Raw genomic sequence first — 25,640 nt, forward strand, 5'->3', positions numbered from 1 at the left:
CTGGCGGGGTGACCGGGGCGAGCACACAGGATCAGCGGGGCTGGCGATCGACGGGTCGGGCAGCCGTGTACTGGGTCCTCGCGGGACTCGGTGTGCTGGGCGGTGCGGCCACCTGGCTGTTCCTGTTCCTCATGACGGAGGAGGCGACGCGCGGCGCGACCCCGGACCGCTCCGGCCCGAACCCGAACTCCGGCCTCGCGTTCGGCGGCCTCCTGGTGGGGCACGTCGTCGGGCTCGTCGTGCTCGTCATCGCGGCGCAGTGGGCCCGGCGCGACCCGCGGTCCGCGGCGCGGTTCGCCGCCGTCGCGTTCCTCGCCGACTCACTGCTCGGGCTCGTGCTGTCGCTCCTGACGACGGGAGGCGCGCTCGTGGCCCCGTGGCCGCAGCGGCCGTACCAGCCCTGAGGACGGTCCGGTCAGGACCGGGGACGGACGGGAGGCCCGTGGCGATGTCGCCACGGGCCTCCCGTCCGTCAGGTGGTGCGGATCAGGCGGAGGCGGGCTCCGAGATCGCGTCGCGCAGCGCGGACGCGGCGGCAGCCACGTCGTCGGCGCTGTAGATCGCGCTGCCAGCGACCGCGATGCGGGCGCCGGACGCCAGCACGGCACCGATCGTGTCGGTGGTGATGCCGCCGGCGACCGAGAACGGGACGCCCGAGGCCTCGCCGTCGCGCAGCAGGGTCTCGAAGGTGAAGCCCTCCTCGGCCTGTTCGTCGAGGCCGGCGTGCATCTCGACGAACTCGGCGCCGAGCGCGACGACCTCCTTCGCGCGGGCGGCCTTGTCCGGCACGCCGATCAGGTCGACGACGATGCCCTTGCCGTGCGCCTTCGCGGCCTTGACGGCACCGGCGATGGTGGAGTCACCGGCGACGCCGAGCACGGTGACCAGGTCGGCCCCGGCCGAGAAGGCGATGTCGGCCTCGAGCTCGCCGGCGTCCATCGTCTTGAGGTCGGCGAAGACGACCTTGTCCGGGTGCGCCTCCTTGATCGCGGTGATCGCGGAGAGGCCGGCGCTCTTGATCAGCGGGGTGCCGAGCTCGATGACGTCGACGTAGGGCGCGGCCTTGCCGGCGAGGTCGAGGGCGGCCTCGGTGGTGAGGGTGTCCATGGCGAACTGGAGCTGCATGGTGGTGTCCTTCCGGTGGTGGTTCGTGGGGGTGTCGACGGCGCGCTGGGGTGGCACGCGCGGCGTCACGATCGGGTCACTCGAGGTTGGCGTGCCGCGGCCACAGGTCGTCGGCAGAGTGCCCGCTGCGCTGCCAGAGCGCGTGGAACAGGGCGTCCCCGAGCAACGCGACGCCCTGCTCGAACAGGCTGCCGGCGTACTGCGCCGAGGCCGTGCCCGAGCGGTCGGTCTTCGTCGCCGCGGGGAGCACGAGCGTGGCGTCGGCGACCTCGGACAGCGGCGAGTCGTCCGTCGTGCTCACGGCGAGCACCCGCGCGCCGACGTCCGACGCGGTCCGTGCCGCCTGCACGATGCCACCCGTCGTGCCCGAGCCGCTCGCGACGAGCAGCAGGTCACCCTGCCGGATCGCGGGCGTCGTGACCTCGCCGACCACGTGCACGTCGAGCCCGAGGTGCATGAGGCGCATCGCGGTCATCCGCAGCGCCAGGCCCGAGCGGCCGGCGCCGTGCACGAAGACGCGCTCGGCGTCGACGAGCAGGTCGAGGGCGCGCGCGAACGGCGCCTGGTCGGAACCGCGGACGGCGGCGATCAGGTCCTGGAGCTCGTCGCCGATCAGCCCGAGGGCGTCGGCGGTCGTCGTGGTGGCCATGGCTCCGATGCTCCTCGCGCGGGGTCGATCGCGCCGCTGCCCGGGCAGGCGGTCCGCCCACCCGATCGGGTGGGATCGTCCGTCCGGGTGGGACGGGTAGGTTCGGTCCTCGTGGAGACGGGACCGGACGCACCAGCCAGCCGGATCGCGGCGTCGGAGCACGCGCGGACGGTCGCCGAGCAGGCCGACCGCCACGCGCTGACCCTCGAGTCGGTCCTCGCCGCCCTGCGCGCGAACCGCCTGTCCGACGCCGCTGCCCGCGCCGAGGCCGTCGAGATCGCCTCGGCCGCGCTCGTCGAACTCCGGACCGTGACCGACCGGCAGCGGAGCACCCTGCTCGAGCCCGTCACCGGCGCGTTCTCACGGCTGCGGGCCGACCTCCGCCCGCTCGTCCGGTTCGGGGACCTCGACGTGCAGTTCGTCGAGCCGCCGGCGACCGGTAGGGCCCTGCCCGGGGACGTCGCACACAGCGCCCGAGCCATCGTCCGGACGGCCGTGCTCGCCCTGGTCGACGACGGGGTCGCCCGACGGGTCCGCATCCAGTGGGACTGCGACGGGCGCAACCTGCTCATGCAGCTGCGGGACGACGGCGCCGGCACGCTCGACACCCACGACGACGCCGTCCGGCCGATCGCCGAGCGGGTCGTCGCCCTCGACGGCACGATGCACGTCGACTCCACGCCGGGGTGGGGCTCGACGCTCGACATCTCGCTCCCCCTCGATCCCGCACCCGGAGCGGTGGACCTGCCCGACGACAGCGGGCTGACCGACCGCGAGCGCGACGTGCTGCGCCTCGTGGTGACCGGCGTCGGGAACCGGGAGATCGCCGAGGGACTCGGGATCAGCCCGAACACGGTGAAGTACCACGTGGCGAACCTGCTCCGGAAGCACGGCGCCCGCACCCGAGCGGAGCTCGCCGCCCTCGGCGCCCGGCCCTGAGACCGGCCCTTCCGTGGTTCGCCTCCGTGTCGAACCACGTTTCCGACACCGAACCAGCAACCCGGACTGGTTCGACGTCGGGATCGTGGTTCGACTTGCTCGCGCACGATCGGGAGCACGTCGCGTCAGGCGTCCGGCGCGAGCACCTGGAACATGACGTGGTCGCGCCACGCGCCGGCGATCCGGATGTACTGCGGCGCGAACCCGTAGCGCTCGAAGCTGTTCCGCTCGAGCGCCCGCTGCGACGCCGTGTTCTCCGGCAGCGTCTCGGCCTGCACCCGGTGCAGCCCGAGCTCCCGGAACGCGTGGTCCACCGCGAGTCCGACCGCACGGGTCGCGTGCCCCTGCCGCGTGCGGTCGGCACGGATCCAGTACCCGAGCGCACACGACTGCAGGGCTCCGCGGGTCACTCCGCTCAGGGTGATCCGTCCGAGCAACTCGTCGTCATCTCCCACGATCACGAAGGGCACCGAGCCGCCCTTCTGCGCGGCGGCGAGCAGGACGCCGATGGTCGCGCGCTGCCCGGCTTCGGTGAAGTAGCTGTCCGGACGCGTCGGCTCGAACGGTCGCAGGTGGTCGGCGCTCGCGAGGACGATCGCGGCGAGCTCGGCTGCATCGGACAGCTCGATCAGTCGGAGGCGGGTCCCGGTGCTCATGTGCGGAGGGTGTGGGATTCGAACCCACGAGACATCACTGCCCACCTGTTTTCAAGACAGGCTCCATCGGCCGCTCGGACAACCCTCCATGACACGACCACGTGGCGAGACGTGACCGTGTCCCGGGCAGTCTAGCGGTCCACCGGAGCGGCGAGCGAGGCATCCTTCGATGCGCGCAGTGCGCTCCGCCGTACTACCGGGACGGTCAGGCTCGTCCGGCAGGACGCGCAAGGCGCTCGTTCGCCAGAGCGAGCGCACCCGGGAGGTTGAAGCCGCTCTGCGTCGTGCTCCGGTCGTCGGCCCGCGGCGTGTCGACCGCGGGCGCGAAGACGACGTTCGGGCGCTGGAGGAGCAGCGTGCGCCAATGGTCGATGACTGCGTTGGACGCCGGGGACACGTCAGCGATGATGAGCGGCAGTTCGGTCAACTGCATCATCATGAGCGCCGGGGAGTCCGCTCGGCCCTGGGCGAGGCGCATGATCGTGTCGAGCGATGCCGGGAACACGATGATGCACTCGGACCTCCCCGTGCGGCCGTCCCTCCAGGAGTGAGGGAGTGCGTCCTGTTCCCATTCGTCGAGCCAGACCTCTCCGTTCGCGAGCGCGCGTACGGCGTCGGTGCTCACGAACCTCGTCGCGTGCGTCGAGACGGAGACGTTGACGACGACCTCCGGCGACGTGAAGCGCAACCAGTTGATCCACCAGGGCACGAGCGATGCTGCGACCGCCCCGCTCACGTGCAGGTGCAGCTCGGCTCCGGCGAACGTCGGAAGGGTGTCAGGCATGGAAGCGTCCCTCCCATCGCGACACGAGGATGGGCTGCATGCGTTTCTCGGGAGGTGCCGCCGGGAAGTAGTTCATCAGGAGGAACTGGAACTCGTGCGAGTCTCCCCCGGAGACGAGACCCGATGCTGCATCCCGCACGAGCTCGTACGCAGTGCTGCTCACCATCCAGTCGAACTGGGAGTAGTTCGCCTTCATCACCGACAGCTGCTGCATTGCGTCGAACAACGCCTTCGGCCCGCGGCTCTTCGGGTTCATCAGAACGTTCCAGAAGCCGTGCCGGATCGTGGGGGTGACGTCGACCCAGTCACTCGGAGCAGTGCGGGTCGACCCTCCACGGGTCCGGACGAGCAGGTGGACGTTCTGCACTCCGGGATTCGGAGCGAAGAACCGCCAGCCCGGTACCGTCCAGCCGCCGACGTAGCGCCGCAGGTCCAGGTTGAACGAGTCCGGCGTGTTGAACAGCGAGGTCGCGACGAGATGAGCGGTGATGGCGACGGCCGCAGCGGTGCCGGCGGCGCGGCGGAGGTCAACGGACACGGTCGAGCGCCTCCTCGATCACCGAGACGACCTGCGCGGCGTTCTCCCGGAAGCCGATCACAGACCGGTGGGACGAGGCCGGTACGAGCCGATGCTCCGCGGCGAGCTTGCGCGCGAGGCTCTCCTGTTGCGCCGCGTTCTCCTCGGATGCGACGAGGTACCGTACCGGCACCTCCCGCAGCGCGTCGATCGCTCCGGCGGTGGGAAGCTCGAAGTACTCCCGCGTCGCGCGGTAGACGTTCCGTGGGGCGAAGATGAACTGCAGGGTGCCGTTCTGCTGGTCGGGTTCGTACCTGGTCTGACGGGCGACTGCGTTCGGGGCAAAGTTGTAGACCCCGCTCAGCGCCGCGAACATCGTGTGCGCTTGCGACTGGAGGTACGTGCCGACGCGTCGCCGGTCAGCGCGGTCTGCGTCGAAGAGGTCGGGATCCGTGCCGTCGACGAGGACGATCCCGGCGAACGCCCTGCCGTCCACCTGACCACCGGCGTGACCGGCGAGCACGAGCAGACCGATCGAGTGGCTCACTGCGATGAGGGGACCGCTCGAGCCCACCGTCCGCACCAGGGCTTCGACCGCGCGACCGGGATCCGCGCTCGAGGTGGTCCGGCCGTAGCCACGGCGATGGTAGGCGAGCACGTGAGCCGAGCGGGACACACCGTCCGCGACCCAGGCCCAGGCATCGAGCGCGTTGCCGAGACCCGCTTCGAGGATCACGACCGGCGCAGTGTCGGCATCGACGGCCGGATCCGTCGGCGGCACGTGCCGGTACTCGACGACGCCGTCCTCCAGTTCGAGCAGCACGGACCCCTTCAGGCCCGCGCGACGATCTCGGTCCTGGGCCCGCTGGGCGGCGGCGTACGTACCGGCAGTCAGAGCGACTGCCGCCGTTGCCGTCAGCACCACCCGTTCGACGTTCGACGAGGGAAGCCGGTGTCGCGACAACGCGTACCCGACGGCTCCGTGCGAACCGGTGAACCCCCACACGAAGCGTGGGAGTTCCATGACGGCGGCGACGGCGACGTGGAAGCCCTTCACTCCCCACAGCGCACGCCGGCCCCACCGCTCGGGGAGCAGGTAGATCAGGGGGAACGACGCTTCCCAGAGCGGCGTGCTCCAGGTGAGCAACCGGGCGAGGCGGGGACGGTCACGGAGGAGCCGGGCTGCGGGACCGCCACCGTACGCCTGGGTGCGCACGATCTCCCCGAGGGCGTCGCCCTGCACCCAGCTCGATCCGAAGGCCTTGGAGATACCGGAGACGAAGTAGCTCAGCGCGGCTTGGTAGTTCACCGCGCGGAGGAACAGGTCATCTGACCGTGCGGCATCGGGGATCAGAGCAGACAGCGATCGGTACTGCGTGATCACCGCCGTCATCTGGTCGGCTCCGTCTCGACCGTACGGCGTGCGGATCTCGTTGAGCCGGTTGCAGAGGCCGATCACCACGTTCGAGGCGATCTGGACCGGACGCCGGTTCCGTCCGAGGAGCAACGCGGTCGCACTCACGAGGTTGACGGCAGCGAGGATCTGCGGCGTCGTCGGGGAATCCAGGACGGTGAGCAGCCGATGTCGGAGCGTACCGACTCGTGCTCCGCGGGCTGAGACCCCCCTGAGCAGGTTGTCACGACGGTACAGCCGACCGATCGTCATGGACTCGACCGAGGCCAGGATCTGCCCGATCGCGATCGGGGCCATCGTCGCGTTCACCGCGCCCTGGCGTCGGTCGGCGGGGGTCGGCGTGCCGGCACGTGCTGGTCGGCGCCGGAAGGTCAGGGTCATCTGAGGTGCACTGTTCCGTCTCGTCGGTGCTGGGCGGTCGTGAGGACTCCGCGCCCGGTGACCGAGCGGCGGAGCGGCTCCCCGCCCGGTGACCGGGCGGGGAACGCTCGTTGCGCCTAGCAGATGAGGCAGATGGTGCTCCCCGCGACCACGTACTCCGCCGCTGCGGGCGTGAACACGACGGTCGGCGTGGTCATCGCCGGGATCGAGCTGTCGCCGCCGATCTCAGCGTCGACGGACCGGAGTGCGGAGTTCGCGAACGCCTGCACCTCGAGGATCTCTGACTGCATGTGACTCTCCCTTTCCTGAACGCCGGTGCCCCTGCACCAGCGGATTCGCCTCCCACGGAGACGGCTGTGTTCGGCGTCCGAGCACGCCGAACAGGTCGACCAGGAGCGGTCGAGAGCACATGGCTCCAACACGCGGCGACACCCCACTCAGGCGCATCGTTGCGCCGAGCGATCAGCATCCGCTCGCTCCCGAAGACATCGGTTGCGATCGGCGATCATGTTCGCTGCGACATGGTTCCCCCGTTCGCGCTGCATCACTGCAGCTCCCCCTCGGGCGTGCTGATCAGCACCCCCCGCCACCAGATGCCCCTCGATCGGGTGACGTGACACGACGCTAGCAAAGCCCCTCGGTCGTGTCCAGGACCGCCGCAGAGTCAGGGCCGCCGTGCCCACCGGACGACGAGGACGACGAGGATGATCACCGCGATCGCCCCGGCGCCGACGGCGGAACCGGCCCCCACGGCCGAGCCGACGAGGACGGTCAGCACGAAGGAGTCCATCGCCCAGAGCACCCGGATGATCGGCATCGGGTCGCCCATGGCGGACGGCGCCGGGGTGAGGAGGAACAGCGGCGTCGGTCCTCGCAGCGCATCGCTTCCTCGAGCCACCGCGGCGGCGACTGCCAGGACGACGGCGTGGACGAGCGCGACGACGGGCGCCCCCGCGGCGACACCCGTGCCGGCGGCCACCGCTCCCGTCACGAGGACGGACGCTCCGAGGGGCAGGACGCCGTGACAGAGGAGCAGGACCCCGTCACGGACGCCGTAGAGCGGAAGGTCCGACGCGACGCGCGCTGCGTGGTAGAGACCGGCCGACAGCGACCCCGTCCCCGAGTACACGAGCACGGCAGCGCCGACGCCGAGGAGCGCACCGTACGGCCCGGAGACGGCCGCGACCACCAGGAGACCACCGCCCGCCGCCGACAGCAGCACGCCGGTCAGGAGCCGTTCCGGCGTCCGGACGACCGCGACGAGGTCCCGAACGACGACGAGGACGGCGACCGACCTCGACGTTACGACGGCACTGAGGTCCCGCCCCCACGAGGGCAGCGCGTGGTACGTGCCCGAGGCCGAACTCAGGTCGAGGCTGACAGCGTGCGCGACCGCCGTGTCCCACGCGGCGGCCTGCTCGGAGAGCCGCGCCGGTTCGACACGTTCGAGGAGTGCGGGGACGCTCGTGAGCGCGGCCACGGCGATCACCACGGTGACGAGGGTCGTGAGGGGCACGACCTCCGGTCGTACCCAGGCCCAGGCCCAGAGCGGACGGTCCGGCGAAACCAGCGCGACCCCGCCGAGGAGGAGCACGGCACCCGCCGCCCAGGTCGATGCCCTCGGCACCGCCTCGCCGAGGAGCCACAGGACCGCCGCGACCGCGCCGAACGCGGCACCGCGGACGACGAAGTCGACGACGGGACCGATCGCACCCACGTCGCCCCCCAGCGCCGCTGAGCCGACCAGGCCGGCCACACCCGCGAAGCAGGACGCCACGCTTGCCGTCGACAGCGAGACGACCCGGCCGAACGCCCGGATCCGCGGCACGTCGCTGTCCGCCAGGACGTGCACGAGGATCGGTGCCAGGACGGCCGGGCCGCGTCGGCGACCGACGAGCAGCGCAGTGGACCACGACGCAGCCAGCAGGAACGCTGCGACCGACGGCGCCATCGGTGATGTGAGCGTCGCCGACGCGGGCGGGGTCGAGAGACCGATCCAGGTCGCCCGGACGACCGGCGCCACCACGATGAGCCCGACGAGCACCAGCGCGTACGCGATGAACGCGCGGTCTCCCACCGTCCGCTCGTCGCGACGGCGCCAGATCTCGAAGACGGCCGCGGCGCGCTTCATCATCGCGACCCGTCGGCGTCGAGGTCGACGACGTGGTCGGCCAGGCTGTCGGCGAGGGTCGTACTGTGCGTCGCGATGATGAGCGCCGCACCAGCATCCCGGCGCGCTGCGAGGACGTCACTCACTCCGGCGAGTCGGTCCTGGTCGAGGCGTTGTTCCGGCTCGTCGAGGACGAGGACGTCGAACGGTCGAGCGAGCACGACGGCGAGCGCCGCGACCTGGAGCTGCCCGGTCGACAGCTCGTGCGGGAAGCGACGATCGAGCCGCTGGAGGTCGAGCGATCCGATCGTCTCGGCAGCGACTGCCTCCGCTTCGTCGGGATCGCTGAACCACGTCGCCGACACCATGCGGACGTGGTCGCGGATCGTGAGGTCCGGTGCCATCGGCGGCAGCCCGATCATCGCAGCGAGACGACGTCGGAACGTCGCGTCACGCTTGGAGATCCGCTCACCACCGACGGTCGCGCTCCCCGAGGTCGGCGTCCGCATCCCCGCGACGACACGGAGGAGCGTCGACTTGCCCGCGCCGTTGTGCCCCCGGACGACCACCGCCTGCCCGCGCCCGACCGCGACGCTCGTCCTGGGGAGGAGCGTCGTGCCGTCCACGACGACCTCGACGTCGCGCAGGTCGACCACGGTGTCCTGCTCGGGAGCTGTGGACCGACCCGGGACGGGGGTCACGACGCCGGCCCGGCGAGCACGAGCAGTCCGGAGATGCGACGGTCGTCGCGGAACGCGATGCGGGCGGTGAAGTCGCCCGCCTCGAACGCGAGGGGCGTGTTCGTGACGGTGAGCCCGGCGGAGCGGACGGACTCGGTCTCGCCACGACGCTCGAACGCCCCCGCCGCGGCGATGATCTGCGTCCACGCGGCGGCGAGGCCGTCGGTGGTGACCGTCCGGAGCATCGCATCGTCGAACTGGCTGGTCACCTGGTCCCATCGTCCGGACGCGAGCAGGTCGATCACGGATGCTGCCAACTCCGTCGCGTCGGGGAGCACGGCGGTGTCGAGCGTCGCGCCGGTCGCCGGGTCGACCGGCTTGCCGAACCGCTGGAACGCCGCCTGCCGAGAGACCCCGAGGACGTCCCCGATCTGCTGCCACGTGACACCCTCGTTGCGCGCGCGTTCCACCGAAGCCGCCAAGAGCGCCGTCGCCTGTTCACAGACGCGGTTCGCCGCTGCCACCGTGTCCAGTGGCTCCTGCCCGTCCCCGAGGACGGGCGAGGCGATGATGTCGCCGACGGCACGATGCACGTTCGACGCCTGCTCGTAGAGATTCGGTTGCATGCGTCAAGCCTACATTGACACGAGTGCCCAGGCCGGACTCGAAGTGGCAGCGCCGGCTGGCCACGACACGGGAGCCCCAGGCAGCCGAGGACTACCGCGGCAGCGTGTCGAGCGCCGCCGCCAGACCGTCGTCGGTCACCCCGCCGGTGAGCTCGTTGCCCGCGTCGACGACGTCGTCCGGAGCCTGCCCCATCACGACACCGCGGCCCGAGGTCGATGCCCACCGCAGCATGTCGATGTCGTTCCGCCCGTCGCCCGCCGCCATGACGCGGGAGCGAGGGATGTCGAGCCACTCGCGGACACGCTCCATCGCGGTGGCCTTCGTCACACCCTCGGGAGCGATGTCGAGCCACGAGGTCCAGCCGACCGAGTACGACACCTTCTGCAGCCCCATGCGCTCGACGACCTGCAGGAAGTCCTCGGTGTCGTGCCCGGGCGAGATCACGACGACGCGGGTCGCCTCGGTCCCGAGCAGCTGCTCGAAGGGCACGTGCTCGCCGGCGACGGTCATGGTGTCGTCGGGGAAGTTCCCCGAGAGCAGGAAGTGGCCGGTCTCGTCCTCGACGCCGAACGCCGCGTTCGCGAGCGCGCCGTGGATGACCTGCAGGACCTCGGTCGGGTCGAACCGTTCGACGTGGACGCGAGCGTAGGTGCCGTCGTCCTGGCGGGCCAGGGTCAGGGCTCCGTTCGCGCACACGACGTACTTCGAGCGGAGCCCGAGGCGTTCGAGCAGCGGGATCGTCATGCCCTCGCTGCGACCGGTGGAGAGCATGACCTCGTGCCCGGCGGCCTCGGCCTCGCGGACGGCCTCGATCACGGCGTCGGTGATGACGCCGTCCTCGCGCATGGTCGTGCCGTCCACGTCGAGCGCGACGAGCCATCGCTTCGTGCGCGCCGGCGCTGCAGCACCGGCAGCACCGGCAGCACCAGCCGCGGACCCGCCGCCCTGCGCCGACCCGTCGACGAACCGCTCGTGGGCGCTCATCGGGGCTCGATGACCTCGACGCCGCCCAGGTAGGGGCGCAGCACCTCGGGCACGACCACCGACCCGTCGGCCTGCTGGTGGGTCTCGAGGATCGCGACGATCCAGCGGGTGGTCGCGAGCGTGCCGTTCAACGTCGCGACGGGCGCGGTCTTGCCGCTCTCGGTGCGGTAGCGGGTGTCGAGCCGGCGGGCCTGGAACGTGGTGCAGTTCGACGTCGACGTGAGCTCACGGAAGGTGCCCTGCGTCGGCACCCACGCCTCGATGTCGTACTTGCGCGCGGCGCTCGTCCCGAGGTCACCGCCGGCGACGTCGATCACGCGGTAGTGCAGCCCGAGGTCCTGCATCATCGACTCCTGCATCGCGACGAGGCGCTGGTGCTCCGCCTCGGCCTGCTCGGGGAGCACGTACGAGAACATCTCGAGCTTGTTGAACTGGTGCACGCGGAGGATGCCGCGGTTGTCCCTGCCCGCGGAGCCGGCCTCGCGCCGGTAGCAGGTCGACCAGCCGGCGTAGCGGATCGGGTCGCCGGACTCGTCGAACGACAGGATCTCGTCGGCGTGGAACCCGGCGAGGGCGACCTCGCTCGTGCCGGTCAGGTACAGGTCGTCGGCCTCGAGTCGGTAGACCTCCGCCGCGTGCTCGCCGAGGAACCCGGTGCCCGCCATCGTCTCCGGACGCACGAGCGTCGGCGTGACGAGCGGCTCGAACCCGTGCTGCACCGCACGGTCGAGCCCGAGGTTCATGAGCGCGATCTCGAGCCGGGCGCCGAGGCCGCGGAGGAAGTAGAAGCGCGACCCGGAGACCTTGACGCCGCGCGGGATGTCGATGATGCCGAGGTGCTCGCCGAGGTCGGCGTGGTCCTTCGGCTCGAAGTCGAACTCGGGCTTCGTGCCGACCGTGCGGAGCGTGACGAAGTCGTCCTCGCCGCCCTTCGGCACGTCCGGCAGCACGACGTTGGGGATCGCGCGCACGACGCGGTCGAAGGTCTGCTCGGCCGCGATGACCTCGGCCTGGGCCTCCTTCACGCGTGCGGCGAGCGCCTGCGCCTGCTGCACGAGCGCGGCCTTCTCGTCCTTCGGGGCCTTCGCGACCGTCTTGCCGAAGGCGTTCTGCTCGGCGCGGAGCGCCTCGAACGACGTGATCGCAGCGCGGCGGTCGGTGTCCGCGGACACCGCGTCGTCGACGACGGAGACGGAGGCGCCGCGCGCCTCCTGCGAGGCCTTGATGAGGTCAGGGTTGTCGCGCAGGAGCTGCAGATCGATCACCGGATCATCCTAGAGGGAGCGTGTGACCGCCGGACGGGAGGCCCGTGGCAGCCGGACCAGGGGCCTCCCGTCCGTCAGCCGGTCGCGTCCCCGGTCGGTTCGTCGCGCAGGGCGGCGACCATCCCCCGCAGCAGGCGGAAGGCCGCTGCGCGGCCTTCCTCGTCGAGGTCCCGGGTCATCCGGAGCTCGACCTGCCGGACCGCGGCACTCGCCGCCTCGCGCTGTCGCCGACCGGCCTCGGTGAGCGTCGCGGGGAGCACCTTGCCCGTCGTCGGGGTGGACGGCCGCGTGACGATGCCGTCGCGTTCGAGCTGCTGCAGGAGGGTGTTCATCGACTGCCTGGTGACGAAGGTGCCGCGCGCGAGCTCGGAGTTCGACATGCCGGGGCGCTGGGCGAGCAGTTCGAGGCACGAGTAGTGCGTGACCGTCATGCCGAGCGGGCGGAGGGCGTCCTCCATGGCGACGCGCAGGGCACTCGCTGCCTCCTTGAGGACGTAGCCGACCGAACTGTCGAGGTCGATCCTGGCTTGACGCATGTCAGGAGTCTGACACATACTGCTCGTGTCAGGCATCTGACACCAACGAAGGAGCACACCATGCCCGCCACCGGGATCGACTTCACCTCGCTGCAGGTCCGCGACCTCGACGCCTCGCAGGCGTTCTACGAGCGCTACCTCGGACTGGTCCGCTCCCCCGCCGGGCCGCCGCACGCCGTGGTCTTCGCGACCGAGCCGATCGCCTTCGCCCTGCGCGACCTCGTGGCCGGGACCGATCTCTCCAGCGGGCAGCCCGCCCTCGGCGTCGCACTCTGGTTCCACGCGACCGACGTGCAGGCGGTCCACGACGCGCTGGTCGCCGACGGGCACACGATCGTCACCTCGCCGTTCGACGGACCGTTCGGGCGGACCTTCACCTTCGCGGACCCGGACGGGTACGCGATCACGCTGCACGACCGGCGCTGAGCCAGAGCGGCGCCGAGTCGGGACGGCGCCGAGTCGGGACGGCCCGGGCCGCCGCCCGTCGCTCGCCAGAGCGGTTCGTGTCCGACGGCCGGTCCGTGTCCGACGGCCGGTCGCTCGCAGGCGTCCGTCGGTAACGTCGGCAGCATGTCGACACCATCGGAGACCGCGCCCGCGGGCCAGGACGCCCTCCCCACCGGGCAGAAGACGGCCGCGGTCGTCTACAACCCGGTGAAGGTGGACCTGGAGACCCTGAAGCGCACCGTCGCGGAGCACGAGCAGGAGGCCGGCTGGGCCGAGACCCTGTGGTTCGAGACCTCGGAGGAGGACCCGGGCGGCGGCATGGCGAAGGCCGCGCTCGAAGCCGGGGCCGACGTCGTCGCAGCGGCCGGCGGTGACGGCACCGTCCGTGCCGTGGCCGAGGCCGTGCACGGGTCCGACGCCGTGCTCGCCCTGCTGCCGAGCGGCACCGGCAACCTGCTCGCCCGGAACATCCCGGCGCCGATCGACGACCTCAGTGCGAGCGTCCGGACGATCTTCCGCGGCGAGGACCGCCCGATCGACTTCGGTGAGCTCGAGGTCGAGCGCGAGGGCGGGGAGCGCGAGCAGTTCGGCTTCGTCGTCATGGCGGGGCTCGGGCTCGACGCGCGCATGCTCGCCAACACGAACGACGACCTGAAGAAGAAGGTCGGCTGGCTCGCCTACGTCGACTCGCTCTTCCGCTCGGTCCGCGACGCCGACGCCTTCGAGTTCCGGTACCGGCTCGACGGCGACGGCAACCAGTCGGTGCGGGCACACTCCCTCATCGTCGGCAACTGCGGCATGCTGCAGGCCGGCGCGACGCTGCTGCCGGACGCCGAGATCGACGACGGGGTGTTCGACATCGTCGTCATGCGACCACGCGGGTTCTTCGGGTGGGTTCGGATCGGCGCCCGGGTCTTCTGGGAGAACGCGATCCTGCGCTCGTTCCGCCGCTCGAAGATCGGGCAGACCCAGGTCGGCAAGCGCATCGCCACCGCCGCCCGCGAGGAACGACCGCTCCGGTACATCCGCGGCCAGGAGTTCGTGGCGCGGCTCGAGCGTCCGGACGAGTTCGAGATCGACGGCGACCCCGTCGGCCAGGTCGTGGCGTTCAAGGCGAAGATCGACGCCGGCGGACTCCGGGTGCGCGTCGCCGGGCCGCAGGACCAGACCCGCAACACCCGTCGGGTGGAGAACGCCCACAGCTGACCCGGGGCCCTGTCTCGCGCGGCGCGCCTGCGGGAGCTCGGAGAAGCCTGCACAACCGAGGGCACGTCGAACCACGGAAGAGCGTGGCGCGACGTGCTTCCGGTTGTTCGGCGGCACGTCGTGCCACCGTAGGACCAGCCGCTCGGGCAGGGCCCCGTCGGGCTCAGCCAGCGTCGGGCTCAGCCGGCGTCGGGCTCGCCGGCGACGATGGCGCGGAGCCAGTCCCGCGCCTCGACGAACGCCTCGTCCGAGTAGCGCGCGGAGACCTCCGGGCGGAAGCCGTCCGCCCGCGGGTACGACCCGAGGAACGTCACGCGCGGGCTGAACCGCCGCAGGCCCAGCAGGGCGTCGGCCACCCGCTCGTCGCGCACGTGGCCGTCGAGGTCGATCACGAACCGGTAGCGCCCGAGCTCGTCGCCGATCGGCCGCGAGGACAGCAACCCCATGTTGATGCCCCGCGTCGCGAACTGCTCGAGCATGTCGACGAGGGCGCCGGGGTGCTCGCTCGGCAGCTCGACGATGACGCTCGTCTTGTCCGCTCCCGTGCGCTCCGGGATCGCGAGGGTGCGCGAGACGAGCACGAACCGGGTGACCGCCGAGGCGTTGTCACCGATGGACGACGCGAGCACGGCCAGGTCGTGGTGGTCGGTGATCCCGGGCGGCGCCACGGCGGCGTCGGCGACGGGGTGCTCGTCGAGCAGCGCGGTCGCGGCGGCGACGTTCGACGACGCCGGGATGTGTCCGTGCCCGCGCAGGTTGGTCTCGAGCCAGCGGTGCGTCTGCGCGTAGGCGACGGGGTGCGCGTTGACGGTCCGGACGTCCGACAGGGCGGTGCCGTGCCGGGCGACGAGCACGAAGTCGACGGGCACGAGGTACTCACCGACGATCCGCACGCCGGGGATCCGCGCCAGGGCGTCCTGGGTGGCGCTGACGCCGCCGTCGACGCTGTTCTCGATCGCGATGACCGCGCCGACCGACCGACCGGTGACGACGTCGTCGAGCGCTTCGCCGACGTTGTTCACGCTGCGCCACGGCTTGCCGGCCGCGGCCTCGACGAGCTTCAGCGCCGCCTCGGTGAACGTGCCGGCGGGTCCGAGGTAGGAGTACGTGTCGGACGGCGTGGCACGGTCGGTCATGCGCCAGATCCTACTGGTGTACCAGTCGTCCGCGACGACGCGAGCGGACCGACCGGGGCGACGGGCCGGACGTCAGGACCGGACGAGCATCGTGTCCGAGTCGCCGTTCCGCCCGACCGTCCGGAACCCGGCCCGCTCGTACGTGATCCGCGCCCCCGTGTTGCCGTCCTCGACGCTCAGGCTGACGCCCGGCCAGCCCGCGGCCCGGCCGGCGTCGAGCAACCGCGCGAGCAGCGCCGTGCCGATCCCCCGACCCCGCCCGCGCGGCTCGACGGCCATCGTCAGCTCCGGGACGTCCTCGGCGACGAAGCCGTACCCCGGGTCGTCCGCCGGCAGGAACCGCACCCATGCGACCCCGACCGGTCCCTCGCCGTCCACCGCCACGACGCCGTGGTCGCGGGCGGGGTCGAAGCCGTCGAAGTAGTGCGCGAACTCGGGACGGTCGAGATCGGCGTCCACGAACGACGAGGCCTTCCAGTTCATCGCCGCGAGCGTCGCGTGCCGGAGCAGCCCGGTGTCGTCCGCGGTCGCGTCCCGGAAGAGCACACCCGCCGGTGCCGCTGGCGGAGCACCCGTCAGACGTTCCTCGCACAGCACCTCGCCGTCGGACCGCGGGTACGTCAGCGCCGCGAACCGCCCCTCGGGGTCGAGCCGTCCGAGCAGCGCCCGCGTGATGCCGTCGAGCTGTCGGACCTGCTCGTCGCTCAGCGCGTCGATGACGAAACGCCGGGCGGTACGGACGTGGTCGGGTGCCGCGGCGACGATGGCGCTGAACCCGTCGTCGGTCAACTGCACGTCGGTCGCGCGCCGGTCGTCGGCGGAGGGACACCGGGTCACGAGCCCCCGCTTCTCGAGCCGCGACACGACGTGGGACAGGCGCGGCAACGACGCGTTCGTCGCTGCGGCGAGCGCCGACATCCGGAGCGTGCGCGACTCGGTCTCGGACAGCATCGCGACGACCATGTAGTCGAAGTGCGTCAGGTCGGCGTCCCGCTGGAGCTGCTGGTCGAGTGCCGCCGGCAGGAGTTCCATGACGGCGACGAGCTTCATCCACGCGCGGAGCTGGTCGCGCGTGAGCCAGGGCGTCTCGTCCGTCATGTCACCATGCTAGCCATTGGTTGTCGATGCAACCAGTGGTCGTGGCGATCGTCGTGCACGGACGACACCCACCACGAGCGCGACCACGACGACGGCGAGGAGCAGCCCCTCGACGACGAGCAACCGCGTGGTGTAGTCGAACGGCAGCACGGTCGGGTTCTTCTGCCCGTGGTGCTTCGCGGCGATCTCCGGCAACACCACGAGGGCGAGCACGCACCCGAGCACGACGGCGGTCTGCACGACGACGAGCACCCCGGCGCCGAGCGTCCTGCCGGTCCGGCGCAGCAGGAGTCCCGCTCCGACGACGAAGGGCGACAACACCGCGTCGTGCAGCACGACCGCGGCGAGCAACCACGTCGCCAGGCCCCAGATGCGGGCCGGCCGGACGGTCGTGACGAGCACGTACGCCCCGAACGCCATCACCAGCACGCCCACGACGACGAGCAGGATCCTCGCGGCCCTCATCGGATCACCTCGATCTTCCCGATCCACTTCGTCTGCAGCACGCCGGGTCGTCCCGGCGCGATGACCCGGGCGGGGAACCCGTGGTCCAGGTCGAGCGTCTTGCCGTTCACCTCGAGCGCCAGGAGCGTCGTCGGGTCGGACGCGTACTCCGGCCCCATCTCGGTCACGCGGTAGCCACCGCTCTTCTCGAGGCTCGTGATCCGCAGCGCCGACGCCGGGTCGGCCTGCACCGACGCGAGCAGGTCGCGCATCCGCACCCCACGCCACGACGCCATCTGGCTCCACCCCTCGACGCACGAGATCGGCAGGTCGGCCGTCGCGGTCCCGAGCGCGACGAGCTCGGCGCGGGAGAACGTCCGCGTGACGTCCGGCCCGACCACGGTCAGCGTCCAGTCCGCCGCGGTCGCCGTCGCCAGGACGCCCGCAGCACGCGCCGTCCGGTTGACCGGCAGGTCCTCCGGTCCGATGTACCGCCGGCGGGCGCCGAACACGTTGAGCGGCTCGAGCAGCCGGTTCGACTGTCCTGCGGTGAGTGCGACGATCCCGACGGTCGCCGCCGTCACACCCGCGACGAACCCGCGTCGCGCGATCCGCTGACGCGGTCCGGGGAGCGCGTCGTCGTGCTCCGGCCGGGAGGCACGACCCACCTCCGTCCCGTCGGCACCGTCCCCGAGACTCGCGCCCAGCGACCGATCACGCGCCGCGGACGCCGAGTCCGGTCGCGCAGCCCGAGTCTCGGCAGCACCCGCCGGCGCGGCCGGCGCAGCCGGCGCAGCCAGCGCAGCCGGGCCGTCCACCCAGCGGAGCAGGCGGCCGGTCAGGCCACGGGGGTAGGAGCCGGCCGAGCGCTCGGCCGCGGGCCGCTCGCCCACGGCGGGGCGGGCCTCCCGGCCGTCCGGCAGCAGCTCGCTGCCCACCGTCGGGTCCGCGACGAACCGCCCGTCCGCGTCGTAGGCGTCCCGCGCCCGCCAGTAGCGCGCGATGATCGGGAGCTTCGACGCGATGTGCACGATCAACGACCCGATGATCAGGTACGACAACGCGTAGTGGACCTGCCGGAACGGGAACGGCCACGGGTACCACTGGTACGTGTTGAGCAGGCCGGTGCCGACCTGCACGATCGACGCCGACACGAGCACGGCGATCGACAGCCGCTCGAGCAGGTGCAGGACACCCCGCACCGGCGGCACCTGCGCCAGCGCGGGCATGACCACGTTCAGCTTCGCGAGGAGCAGCGGGATGATCGCGATGCCTGCGGTGATGTGCAGGCCCTGCGTGAACTGGTAGAGCTGCGTCGGCCGGGTCGGGAAGCGCATCCACGGCAGCGGGTCCTGCAGCAGGTGGCTGTAGACGCCGGTCCCGAAGCAGACGACGAACGCGATGCCGAGCAGTCGCCCCCAGACGACGGCCGAGCGGGCGTTCCGGTTCGGGGACGCGGTGACGGCCCGCGCGTCCAGCAGGACCCGTCGCACGATCGGTAGCCTCGGGGAACCATGAGCAGACGACCGCGCGCCGCCTCCGTCCCGACGACCGCGGTCGTGTCGACCGCCCTGTCCGTCGTCGGCGTGCTGGCGCTGGCGGGTGTCATCGCCTTCGGCATCACGCATCTGGGGTTCCTCCGTGCCGGTCATCGTGGACCATTCGTTGCCTGGACGCTCATCGCTTGGGCGGTCTTCGCGGGAGCCGTGCTGGCGGTGCGCTCCGTGCCCCGCGAGTGGATGACCCGGATCGTCCTCGGTGGGGCGGTCGTGGTCGGGATCGCGGCGCTCGTCGGCCCGCCGAACACCAGTACCGACTCTGCCCGGTACGCCTGGGACGGGATCGTACAGCACGCCGGTACATCACCGTACGCATACACTCCGCAGTCGAACGCGCTGGCCGACCTCCGCCCCGACTGGCTCTTCCCGGACAAGATCGACGGCACGTGCACGCCGCTCGAACCGCGGATGCGTGGGCTGGGCGACGGGGCCGACGGCCACTGCGTCGCGATCAACCGCCCGGACGTCGTGACGATCTACCCGCCGATGGCCCAGCTCTGGTTCGCCGGTGTGCGCGCCCTCGTGCCCGCGACCGCGCAGTACATGCCGTTCCAGGTCGCCGGTCTGCTCGTCTCGCTCGGCGTCACGGTCGGCCTGGTGATGGTGCTCCGCCGCGTCGGTCGTCCGACCTGGTGGGCGGCGCTGTGGGCGTGGTCGCCGCTCGTCGCGTCCGAGGCGGTCACGAACTCGCACGTCGACGTCGTCGGCGCAGCCCTCGCCACGGCGGGCGTCGTCCTCGTCGCCTTCGGTCGGCCGATCTGGGGCGGGATCGCCCTCGGCGCGGCGACGGCCACGAAGCTCATCCCGGCGATCGTCTACCCACCCCTGCTCGGTCGGTGGCGGTACTGGTGGGCGATCCCCGTCGGCATCGCGACCTTCGCGCTGCTCTACGTGCCCTACGTGATCAGCACCGGCGTGAAGGTCCTCGGGTACCTGCCCGGCTACCTGTCCGAGGAGGGCTACGAGGACGGCTCCCGGTTCGCCCTGGTGTCGTACGTGATCAAGGGCGACGCGGCGACGATCGTCGTCGGGCTCGTGGTGCTCCTGGCCGCCGTCGTGTCCTGGCGCCTCGCGGACCCCGCACGACCGTGGTCGGCCGAGGTGTTCATGATCGGTGTGACCTTCCTCGCCGTGACCCCGCGCTACCCCTGGTACGCGCTGCTCCTCATCCCGTTCGTGGTCCTCTCCGGCCGGTGGGAGTGGATGGCCCTGAACCTCGCGATCGCCCTGCGCGGGGTGTGGCCCTCGGCGCCCGCGTTCCGGTGGTGGCTCCTCGCCGCGGTGCTCGTGATCCTGGTCGTCACCGTCGTACGCACCCCGCGCTCAGAGTGGGTCCGGTGGGGGCGGCGTCTCGATCCCCGCCGGTGGCGGTCCGTGGACCCCGGCAGCCGACGGTCCGTCGACGCGGGGTAGCATCGGCCGGGTGACGGCGCGGATCCTGCCCTCGACCGGCCTGCTGCGCCGGGTGCGCAGCGAGACGCCGGCCCTCCCCCCTCGACCCGTCGACGACCCCGGGCTCGTCGACCGGTTCGCCCGGCGTGCGGTCGACCTGCGGGTCTCGCTCACGGAGCGCTGCAACCTCCGCTGCACGTACTGCATGCCGGCGGAGGGGCTGCCGGTGATCCCGTCCGACGCGCTCATGACGGCGGCGGAGATCGACCGACTGGTCGGCCTCGCCGCCCGGACCCTGGGCGTCCGCAAGGTCCGGTTCACCGGTGGCGAGCCGCTCCTGCGCGCCGACCTCGTCGACATCGTCCGCCGCTGCTCCGCCCACGACGTCGAGCTCTCGATCACCACGAACGCGATCGGCCTGGCGAACCGTGCCGAGGCCCTGGCAGACGCGGGACTCCGCCGCGTCAACGTCTCGCTCGACACCGTCGACCCGGACGTCTTCGCCGAGGTCACCCGGCGCCCGTTCCTCGACCGCGTGCTCGAGGGCATCGCCGCCGCGGCGGACGCCGGACTCGGGATCAAGGTCAACGCCGTGCTGCTCCGCGGGGTGAACGACCACCTGGCGGTCGACCTGCTCGCCTGGTGCCTCGAGCGCGGACACGAGCTGCGGTTCATCGAGCAGATGCCCCTCGACCCCGGCCACGCGTGGGACGGCGCGACGATGGTCACGGCCGAGGAGACCCGCGCCCTGCTCGGCGAGCACTACCGACTCGAACCCGACGAGGCCGCGCGCGACGGCGCCCCGGCCGAGCGGTACCGGGTCTCCACGCTCGACGGCGAACCGCTCGGCACCGTGGGCGTGATCGCGAGCATCACCGAGTCCTTCTGCGCCGACTGCACCCGCACGCGCCTGACCGCCGAGGGACACGTGCGCTCCTGCCTGTTCTCGGACGACGAGGTCGACCTGCTCGGCCCCCTGCGGGCCGGCGCCGACGACGGCGTCCTGCTCGACACGTGGCGGCGGGCGATGTGGGCGAAGCCGCGCGACCACGGCGACGACGCGGACGGCATCGTGCACCCGTCCCGCGGCATGAGTGCGATCGGAGGCTGACCGGTGACCACGATGCGGTTCTTCGCCGCGGCCCGCGCGGCCGTCGGCCAGGACGAGACCACGGTGGACGCGGCGACCCTGGACGCCGCCCTGCGGAGCGTCACGGCGGCCGACCCCGACCGGTGGACGGCCCTGCAGGAGCGGTGCTCCTACCTGGTCGACGGGGTCACGACGCGCGACCGCTCGACGGCGCTCGACGGCGTCGCGACCGTCGACGTGATGCCGCCGTTCGCCGGCGGCTAGCGGGACCGCACGCGGGCGCGTGGACCCGGCGGCCAGCGGGACCTCACGCGGGCGCGTAGACGCTGACCTCGTCGGGGTCGACGACGATCCGCACGGCGACGCCCGGTTCGAGCCGGAGCGCCGCGGCCGTCGCCACGGTCACGTCCGCCACCAGGTCACCGGCACGCACCCGCACGAGACCGTCCCGCGGCTCGACCGCGATCACCGTCCGTCCGAGCCCGCGCGCGAGTCCGAGCCCGGCCCCGTCTCGGTGCAGGCGCGCGGCGGTCGGGTGCAACGCCGCCACCGCGGATCGGCCGGGAGGCACGGTGTGCGTCGCCGACACCAGCTCGCCCCCGCCGACGGGTGCGATCCCGGTCGCGGTGGCGGTCCCCGCGAGGAGCACCAGCCCCGAGAAGGACGCCGCGAACGGCGTGCGCGGCGTCCGGAGCACGACGTCGGTCGGCCCTGCCTCGACCACGCGGCCGTCCTGCAGCACCACGATGCGGTCGGCGAGCGCGACGGCCTCGAGCGGGTCGTGCGTGACGAGGAGTGTCGGGCGGCCGCCGCGTGCGGTGCGCAGGGCCTCACGCACCTCGGCGCGGGCGTCGACGTCGAGCGCCGTGGTCGGCTCGTCGAGCAGCAGCAGCGCGGGGTCGGTCGCGAGCGCGCGGGCGACCGCGACCCGCTGCGCCTGCCCGCCGGACAGGGTGGCCGGTGCCCGGTCGGCGAGACCGGACGCCCCGACGGCGGCGAGGGCCGTGGCGGAGCGGAGCCGAGCCTCCCGGCGGGTGGCTCCGGCGGCACGCGGACCGAAGGCGACGTTGCCGGCGACCGTGCGGTGGCCGAAGAGGTCGGGGCGCTGGGCGACCAGGCCGACCCGGCGGCGGTGCGTCGGGAGGGCCGTCAGGTTGCGGTCGGCGAGCACGACGCTGCCGCCGCGGGTCCGGAGGAGCCCCGCGAGGGCCTCGACCACGGTCGACTTGCCGGCACCGTTCGGTCCGACCAGGGCGACGCACTCCTCGGGGCCGATCGTCAGGCGCACGTCCACGTGCCGCTCGGGGACGACGACGTGGGCGCTGAGCCCCGCTCCCCCGGTCGTCACGGCGTCACCGGACGGCTGCGCACCGTCGTCGTCCCGATCACGACGAGGGCGACCACGACGAGGACGAGCGCGAGGGCGACCGCGGTGTCCGGGTCGACCTCGCGCTGCAGGTAGACCTCGAGCGGGAGGGTCCGCGTGACCCCCTGCAGGCTGCCGGCGAAGGTGAGCGTCGCGCCGAACTCGCCGAGCGCCCGCGCACCGCAGAGCACCAGGCCGGAGGTGATGCCCGGGAGCACGCGGGGCGTGGTCACGGTGAGGAAGGTGCGCGTCGGGCCGGCCCCGAGCGTCGCGGCGACCCGCTCGGCACGGCCACCGCCGGTGCGGAGCGAGCCCTCGATCGACGAGACCAGGAACGGCATCGAGACGAACACCTGTGCCATCACCACCGCCGTCGTGGTGAACGCGATCCGCAGCCCGTGCTCGTCGAGGAACGCGCCGAGCACGCCGAGCCGACCGAACGCCGCGAGCAGGGCGAGACCGCCCACGACCGGCGGGAGCACGAGCGGCAGGAGGACCAGGGCTCGGAGGACCCCCACCCAGCGCGACGTCGAGCGGGCGAAGAGCACGGCGAGCGGGTAGCCGAGGACGAACGCGACACCGGTGGCGGCTGCCGCGGTGCCGAGGCTCAGTCCGAGCGCGGTGGTCGACGCGGGTGCGGTGACCAGGGCGACGAAGGACGACCAGTCGACCCGACCGACCATCGCCGCCACGGGCACGACGACGAACAGGCCGCCGAGGACCGCGGGGACCGGGAGCCACCACGGCACGGGGGTGCGCTGGTGGCGCAGCGTGGTCCGGTTCGTCGTCGTCCTGTGCATCGGGTGCGTCGTGGTCGTCGGGTCGTCGGGTCGTCGTCAGGGTGCGCCGAAGCCGGCGTCCGTGAGCACCCCGTGGCCGGCGTCGGAGCGGACGTACGCGGCGAACGACGCCGCGGTCTCCGGGTTCGAGGACTCCTTCAGGACACCGATCGGGTACGTGTTCACGGCCTTCGACGACTCGGCGAACGGGACACCCTCGACCTTCCCCCCGGAGCCCTCGACGTCGGTGACGTAGACGAGCCCGGCGTCGGCCTGCCCGGACTCGACCTTGCCGAGGACGTCGGTGACCGACTGCTCCTCGCTCACCGGGCGGAGCTCGATGCCCGCGGCCCGCTCGACCTCCGCCGTCGCCGCACCGCACGGAACCGGGGCGGCGCAGGTGACGACCTGCAGGTCGGACGCGGTGAGGTCGCGGAGGTCCTCGACGTGCTCGGGGTTCCCGGGAGCGACCGCGATCTCGAGGGTGTTCGTCGCGAAGTCGCGGGGCCACCCCGTCGCCAGGTCGGTCGACGTGAGCTTGGCCATGTTCGCCTCGTCGGCGGAGGCGAACACGTCGGCGGGGGCGCCGTTGCGGATCTGCGAGACGAGGTCGCTCGAGCCGGCGAACGAGAACGTGACCGTGGTGCCCGGGTGCTGCTGCTCGAACCGCTTCCCGAGCTCCGTGAAGGTGCGCTGGAGCGAGGCGGCCGCGAACACCGTGATGGAACCGGTCGGGGCCGCACTGCTGGTGGCCGTGCCGCTCGCGGTGGTGCCCGTCACGCCGCTGCCCGTCGCGCCGCTCGTGGCCGACTGGGTCGAGCACGCGGTCAGCGTCAGCCCGGCGATGACGAGCGCGAATGCGGAGGTGGTGCGCAGGAGCGGCTTCACGAGGCGATCCTATCCGCACGTGCGGTCACATCGAGGTCGGGAGGCCCTCCTGGCGCCACGCGGTGATCCCGCCGTCGAGGACGGTGACGGGCGGAGCCCCGGCCGGTCGGTCCGCGATCGCCTGCCGCGCCCAGGCCGTGGCGCGCTTCCCGGACGCGCAGACGACGACCAGTTCGTCGCCCGGATCGGGGTCGGTGAGGTCGCCCGGCGCCAGCGAGCCGGGGATGACGCCGGTCGCGCGCTCCTCGTCGGTGCGGACGTCGACCAGGACGGTGCCGGAGCCGGTGCCCAGCCGTCGCGCGAGCTCGGCAGGGGCGATCCGCGGGGGCTCGGCGAGCGTCGGCGCCACGGGACGGGCGGAACCGGGACCGCGGCGCAACCGGCTCTCGGTCCACCGCCAGCGCCGGGCGTCGACCGTGAGCACCCGGCCGAGCAAGGGCTCGCCGAGGCCCGCGACCAGGGCGGTGACCTGCGCCGCCATCACCGAACCGACCGCGCCGCACAGGGCGGGCAGCACGCCGTCGGCGGCACAGGACCCCTCGTCCGGCAGGGCCTCGGGGTGCAGGTCGTGGAAGTCGACCGGGTCGGCCGCGGCGTCGTGGAACACGGAGACCTGCCCGTCGTAGCCGAGGGCGGTCCCCCAGACGAAGGGCACGCCGGCCGCGGCGCACGCGTCCGAGACGGCACGGGTCACCTCGACGCTGTCGGCCGCGTCGACCACGACGTCGTGGTCGGCGACGTGCTCGGGTCGGAACCGCTCGGCCAGGGCGACGACCTCGACCACCGCGTCGACGCCGCGCACCCGGTCGGCTGCGCACTCGGCCTTCGAGCGCCCGACGTCGGCGGCGGCGAACAGGGTCTGTCGTGCGAGGTTCGACGTGTCCACGGTGTCGTGGTCGACGATCGTGATGCGACCGAGCCCGGAGCCCGCCAGGTAGGTCAGCACGGGTGCCCCGAGGCCCCCGGCGCCGACGACGAGCACCCGGGCACGGGCGAGCGCGTCGAGCGCGGGCTGCCCGGCGCCCTCGAGCGCGGCGGTGCGCGAGGTGCTGCGGCGCCGAGCGGCGAGCGCGGCGGCGTCGGGCACGGCGGGGTCGGACGCTGCGAGGTCGGACGCCGGCGTGGTCACCGTGCGCGCTCCGGCTGGTCCGGCACCTCGACGGTGACCATGGTGGCCTTGACCGAGGCGACCGCGACGGAGCCGACCTCGAGCCCGAGGTCGCGGACGGCCTCGGCGGTCATCAGGGACACCACGCGGTTCGGCCCCGCCTGCAGCTCCACCTGCGCGACCACCCCCTCGACGACGAGGTCGGTGACGATGCCGACGAAACGGTTCCGGGCGGAGCTCCGCACGCCGGACGGGTCCTCGAGCCCGGCATCGCGTCCGCGGACGTACGCGGCGAGGTCCCTGCCCTCGACCACGGTGCGGCCCGACGGGTCCTCGGACCGGGGCAGGGTGCCGGCGTCGACCAGGCGTCGCACGGTGTCGTCGCTGACGCCCAGGTACCGCGCGGCGTCTCGGATGCGGAGTGTCGTCATGGTGTCCGTGACCCTACGGCATGGCGAAC

29 protein-coding genes and 1 tRNA gene are annotated in these 25,640 nt (G+C 72.5%); 7 read left to right on the forward strand and 23 right to left on the reverse strand.

Features of this window, described 5'->3' with window-relative positions:
* Positions 1-8 precede the first annotated feature (8 nt).
* Positions 9-404, forward strand: a complete 396-nt coding sequence (locus ACIPEQ_RS10905) for a hypothetical protein (protein WP_402715159.1) — start codon at positions 9-11, stop codon at positions 402-404.
* Between the two features lie 82 nt (positions 405-486).
* Here ACIPEQ_RS10905 and hxlA read toward each other — a convergent pair whose 3' ends face one another.
* Positions 487-1,125: a 3-hexulose-6-phosphate synthase gene (gene hxlA / locus ACIPEQ_RS10910; RefSeq protein ID WP_402715258.1), complete on the reverse strand. Its 639-nt coding sequence runs from the start codon at positions 1,123-1,125 to the stop codon at positions 487-489.
* A gap of 76 nt (positions 1,126-1,201) precedes the next feature.
* Positions 1,202-1,774 (reverse strand): 6-phospho-3-hexuloisomerase, encoded by a 573-nt coding sequence (gene hxlB, locus ACIPEQ_RS10915; protein WP_402715160.1) that lies wholly within the window; start codon positions 1,772-1,774, stop codon positions 1,202-1,204.
* Between the two features lie 111 nt (positions 1,775-1,885).
* On the opposite strand from hxlB, the gene ACIPEQ_RS10920 reads away from it, so the two are divergent.
* Entirely contained in the window at positions 1,886-2,713 is an 828-nt protein-coding gene (locus ACIPEQ_RS10920) for a LuxR C-terminal-related transcriptional regulator (RefSeq protein ID WP_209823943.1), read from the forward strand.
* Between the two features lie 125 nt (positions 2,714-2,838).
* On the opposite strand, the gene ACIPEQ_RS10925 is transcribed toward ACIPEQ_RS10920, so the two are convergent.
* The 12 genes from ACIPEQ_RS10925 to ACIPEQ_RS10980 form a co-directional block, all read right to left on the reverse strand.
* On the reverse strand, positions 2,839-3,369 hold the full coding sequence (locus ACIPEQ_RS10925) for a GNAT family N-acetyltransferase (RefSeq protein WP_402715161.1): 531 nt from the start codon (positions 3,367-3,369) through the stop codon (positions 2,839-2,841).
* A 3-nt stretch (positions 3,370-3,372) separates the two neighbouring features.
* A tRNA-Ser gene (locus ACIPEQ_RS10930) sits at positions 3,373-3,457 on the reverse strand.
* 117 nt (positions 3,458-3,574) lie between these two features.
* Positions 3,575-4,153, reverse strand: a complete 579-nt coding sequence (locus ACIPEQ_RS10935) for a CypD family RiPP peptide-cysteine decarboxylase (protein WP_402715162.1) — start codon at positions 4,151-4,153, stop codon at positions 3,575-3,577.
* A complete protein-coding gene (locus ACIPEQ_RS10940) occupies positions 4,146-4,691 on the reverse strand; it encodes a DUF5819 family protein (protein WP_402715163.1) in 546 nt (181 codons plus the stop codon). Before ACIPEQ_RS10940 ends, ACIPEQ_RS10935 begins: the two co-directional genes overlap by 8 nt.
* Positions 4,681-6,465 carry a hypothetical protein gene (locus tag ACIPEQ_RS10945; protein ID WP_402715164.1) on the reverse strand — a complete coding sequence of 595 codons (1,785 nt, stop codon included), beginning with the start codon at positions 6,463-6,465 and terminating at the stop codon, positions 4,681-4,683. The genes ACIPEQ_RS10940 and ACIPEQ_RS10945 overlap by 11 nt, the downstream gene beginning before the upstream one ends.
* A gap of 116 nt (positions 6,466-6,581) precedes the next feature.
* The gene (locus ACIPEQ_RS10950; RefSeq protein WP_289469390.1) at positions 6,582-6,755 is read right to left on the reverse strand and encodes a cypemycin family RiPP; all 174 of its coding nucleotides are present in this window, start codon (positions 6,753-6,755) and stop codon (positions 6,582-6,584) included.
* A 374-nt stretch (positions 6,756-7,129) separates the two neighbouring features.
* Positions 7,130-8,599 (reverse strand): hypothetical protein, encoded by a 1,470-nt coding sequence (locus ACIPEQ_RS10955; RefSeq protein WP_402715165.1) that lies wholly within the window; start codon positions 8,597-8,599, stop codon positions 7,130-7,132.
* Positions 8,596-9,231, reverse strand: coding sequence for an ATP-binding cassette domain-containing protein (locus tag ACIPEQ_RS10960; RefSeq protein WP_402715166.1), 636 nt, complete (start codon positions 9,229-9,231; stop codon positions 8,596-8,598). Before ACIPEQ_RS10960 ends, ACIPEQ_RS10955 begins: the two co-directional genes overlap by 4 nt.
* A gap of 41 nt (positions 9,232-9,272) precedes the next feature.
* Positions 9,273-9,881, reverse strand: a complete 609-nt coding sequence (locus ACIPEQ_RS10965) for a DUF3887 domain-containing protein (RefSeq protein ID WP_402715167.1) — start codon at positions 9,879-9,881, stop codon at positions 9,273-9,275.
* A 91-nt stretch (positions 9,882-9,972) separates the two neighbouring features.
* Positions 9,973-10,866 (reverse strand): HAD family hydrolase, encoded by an 894-nt coding sequence (locus ACIPEQ_RS10970; RefSeq protein WP_402715168.1) that lies wholly within the window; start codon positions 10,864-10,866, stop codon positions 9,973-9,975.
* Entirely contained in the window at positions 10,863-12,131 is a 1,269-nt protein-coding gene (serS, locus tag ACIPEQ_RS10975) for a serine--tRNA ligase (RefSeq protein WP_402715169.1), read from the reverse strand. The genes ACIPEQ_RS10970 and serS overlap by 4 nt, the downstream gene beginning before the upstream one ends.
* 74 nt (positions 12,132-12,205) lie before the next feature.
* The gene (locus tag ACIPEQ_RS10980) at positions 12,206-12,667 is read right to left on the reverse strand and encodes a MarR family winged helix-turn-helix transcriptional regulator (RefSeq protein WP_402715170.1); all 462 of its coding nucleotides are present in this window, start codon (positions 12,665-12,667) and stop codon (positions 12,206-12,208) included.
* A 60-nt stretch (positions 12,668-12,727) separates the two neighbouring features.
* On the opposite strand from ACIPEQ_RS10980, the gene ACIPEQ_RS10985 reads away from it, so the two are divergent.
* Positions 12,728-13,093, forward strand: a complete 366-nt coding sequence (locus ACIPEQ_RS10985; RefSeq protein WP_402715171.1) for a VOC family protein — start codon at positions 12,728-12,730, stop codon at positions 13,091-13,093.
* A gap of 144 nt (positions 13,094-13,237) precedes the next feature.
* Positions 13,238-14,320 (forward strand): diacylglycerol/lipid kinase family protein, encoded by a 1,083-nt coding sequence (locus ACIPEQ_RS10990; RefSeq protein WP_402715172.1) that lies wholly within the window; start codon positions 13,238-13,240, stop codon positions 14,318-14,320.
* Between the two features lie 179 nt (positions 14,321-14,499).
* On the opposite strand, the gene pheA is transcribed toward ACIPEQ_RS10990, so the two are convergent.
* From pheA to ACIPEQ_RS11010, 4 genes are all read right to left on the reverse strand, one after another.
* On the reverse strand, positions 14,500-15,456 hold the full coding sequence (pheA, locus tag ACIPEQ_RS10995) for a prephenate dehydratase (protein WP_126890378.1): 957 nt from the start codon (positions 15,454-15,456) through the stop codon (positions 14,500-14,502).
* A gap of 72 nt (positions 15,457-15,528) precedes the next feature.
* Entirely contained in the window at positions 15,529-16,554 is a 1,026-nt protein-coding gene (locus ACIPEQ_RS11000; protein ID WP_402715173.1) for a GNAT family N-acetyltransferase, read from the reverse strand.
* Positions 16,555-16,563: 9 nt separating this feature from the next.
* Positions 16,564-17,019, reverse strand: a complete 456-nt coding sequence (locus tag ACIPEQ_RS11005; protein WP_402715174.1) for a hypothetical protein — start codon at positions 17,017-17,019, stop codon at positions 16,564-16,566.
* The gene (locus tag ACIPEQ_RS11010) at positions 17,016-18,491 is read right to left on the reverse strand and encodes a molybdopterin-dependent oxidoreductase (protein ID WP_402715175.1); all 1,476 of its coding nucleotides are present in this window, start codon (positions 18,489-18,491) and stop codon (positions 17,016-17,018) included. Before ACIPEQ_RS11010 ends, ACIPEQ_RS11005 begins: the two co-directional genes overlap by 4 nt.
* Positions 18,492-18,512: 21 nt before the next feature.
* Here ACIPEQ_RS11010 and ACIPEQ_RS11015 point away from each other — a divergent pair, with 21 nt between their 5' ends.
* The 3 genes from ACIPEQ_RS11015 to ACIPEQ_RS11025 are packed head-to-tail and all read left to right on the forward strand — an operon-like array spanning position 18,513 to position 21,303.
* Positions 18,513-19,970, forward strand: coding sequence for a glycosyltransferase 87 family protein (locus tag ACIPEQ_RS11015; protein ID WP_402715176.1), 1,458 nt, complete (start codon positions 18,513-18,515; stop codon positions 19,968-19,970).
* Between the two features lie 10 nt (positions 19,971-19,980).
* Entirely contained in the window at positions 19,981-21,060 is a 1,080-nt protein-coding gene (moaA, locus tag ACIPEQ_RS11020; protein ID WP_402715177.1) for a GTP 3',8-cyclase MoaA, read from the forward strand.
* Positions 21,061-21,072: 12 nt separating this feature from the next.
* Complete coding sequence (locus ACIPEQ_RS11025; protein WP_402715259.1) at positions 21,073-21,303, forward strand: MoaD/ThiS family protein; 231 nt, start codon at positions 21,073-21,075, stop codon at positions 21,301-21,303.
* Between the two features lie 43 nt (positions 21,304-21,346).
* On the opposite strand, the gene ACIPEQ_RS11030 is transcribed toward ACIPEQ_RS11025, so the two are convergent.
* From ACIPEQ_RS11030 to ACIPEQ_RS11050, 5 genes are read right to left on the reverse strand one after another with little or no spacing between them, the layout of a single operon-like run.
* The gene (locus ACIPEQ_RS11030; RefSeq protein ID WP_402715178.1) at positions 21,347-22,387 is read right to left on the reverse strand and encodes an ABC transporter ATP-binding protein; all 1,041 of its coding nucleotides are present in this window, start codon (positions 22,385-22,387) and stop codon (positions 21,347-21,349) included.
* Entirely contained in the window at positions 22,384-23,205 is an 822-nt protein-coding gene (locus tag ACIPEQ_RS11035; RefSeq protein WP_402715179.1) for an ABC transporter permease, read from the reverse strand. Before ACIPEQ_RS11035 ends, ACIPEQ_RS11030 begins: the two co-directional genes overlap by 4 nt.
* 36 nt (positions 23,206-23,241) lie before the next feature.
* On the reverse strand, positions 23,242-24,072 hold the full coding sequence (gene modA, locus ACIPEQ_RS11040; protein WP_402715180.1) for a molybdate ABC transporter substrate-binding protein: 831 nt from the start codon (positions 24,070-24,072) through the stop codon (positions 23,242-23,244).
* Positions 24,073-24,097: 25 nt separating this feature from the next.
* Positions 24,098-25,201: a ThiF family adenylyltransferase gene (locus ACIPEQ_RS11045; protein ID WP_402715181.1), complete on the reverse strand. Its 1,104-nt coding sequence runs from the start codon at positions 25,199-25,201 to the stop codon at positions 24,098-24,100.
* The gene (locus tag ACIPEQ_RS11050; RefSeq protein WP_126891567.1) at positions 25,198-25,611 is read right to left on the reverse strand and encodes a molybdopterin-binding protein; all 414 of its coding nucleotides are present in this window, start codon (positions 25,609-25,611) and stop codon (positions 25,198-25,200) included. Before ACIPEQ_RS11050 ends, ACIPEQ_RS11045 begins: the two co-directional genes overlap by 4 nt.
* Positions 25,612-25,640: the final 29 nt, after the last annotated feature.

It is taken from the genome of Curtobacterium sp. NPDC087080, assembly GCF_044745105.1.
Classification (GTDB): domain Bacteria; phylum Actinomycetota; class Actinomycetes; order Actinomycetales; family Microbacteriaceae; genus Curtobacterium.